Genomic DNA, 1,021 nt, shown 5'->3' with positions numbered 1-1,021 from the left:
TGTTCATGCTTTTTCGCAGCGAGGCCTACCGGCAGGTGGGCGGCTTCGACGAGAAGTTCTTCATGTACGGGGAAGACTTCGACATCTGCGCGCGCACCCGGCTGGCAGGCTGGAAGCTGCAGGTAGGCGAAGACCTGACGGCCCGGCACGACGCCCAGCGCGACAGCCACCGGAGCAAGAAATACCTGTACTGGCACGTGACCAGCCTGCTGAAGGTGTGGCTGTCGGGGGCGTTCTGGCGCTACCGGCGGCTCGCGGCCAAGGCGCCGGCGCGCTGACCAGCTAGTCAGCCGCGCTCGAGCAGGTCCTGCGCGATGGCATGGCCGCCCCGGCCGAAGCGGGCGTAGCGCCCGCGGGCGGCCTCGGCCAGGATCGGAACCAGCCGCAGCGGGCGCGCCTTCGGCAACCCGGCCCTGAAGCGCTGGTGCGCCACCTTGGCGCGCTGCGCCTCCAGCCAGGCGGCCGGCACCCGGTCGCCGAGCTGAAGCAGGCGCTGCAGCAGCGCATCGGCGCGATGCAGCCGCGCCACGTGCTTGTCGCCGCGCTCGGCAAAGGCCTTGGCGATCTTCTCGGACAGCGTGAGCCGCCGCGCGCCGATCTGGTTGCTGGCGTGCTGGCGGTAGTCGATGGTCGGCTCGGGCAGCACGTCCATGCGGCCCGTGGCCGCGGCGATGGCGGCCAGCCACTCGTCATGCACCCACTCGGGCGCGAACGGGAGCGCCGCGTCGAGCAAAGTCCTGCGGAACATGGTGGTCGCGCCCGTCACCAGGTTGCGCCGCAGCAGCACGCTGAAGGCGTCTCCGCGCGAAATGGCCTCCAGCTCGGCGGGCTGCACTTCGAGCGCATGGAAGAGCGTGGAGCCCAGCGGCTGCAGATCGGCATCGACGAGGCGCGCGTCGGTATGCAGCAGCAGCAGGTCGGGACGAGCCTCGAATTGCGCCGCCATGCGGGCGAGGCGGCCGGGGTGCCAGACATCGTCCTGGTCGCACAGCACGATGAGTTCGTGGCTGCAGGCGCGCAC

Annotated in this window: 2 protein-coding genes; one reads left to right on the top strand and one right to left on the bottom strand. The window is 70.7% G+C overall.

The features are described from left to right. A partial coding sequence (locus tag ACPC54_RS42370; RefSeq protein ID WP_498973121.1) for a galactosyltransferase-related protein occupies positions 1 to 278 on the top strand: 278 nt, incomplete at its 5' end. Positions 279 to 286: 8 nt separating this feature from the next. On the opposite strand, the gene ACPC54_RS42365 is transcribed toward ACPC54_RS42370, so the two are convergent. Beyond that, a partial coding sequence (locus tag ACPC54_RS42365) for a glycosyltransferase family protein (RefSeq protein WP_498973119.1) occupies positions 287 to 1,021 on the bottom strand: 735 nt, incomplete at its 5' end.

This window comes from Kitasatospora sp. NPDC094028, assembly GCF_049543595.1.
GTDB lineage: Bacteria > Actinomycetota > Actinomycetes > Streptomycetales > Streptomycetaceae > Kitasatospora.
Note: the sequence above shows the minus strand (reverse complement) of the source record. Positions and strands in the feature narration are given on the sequence as shown.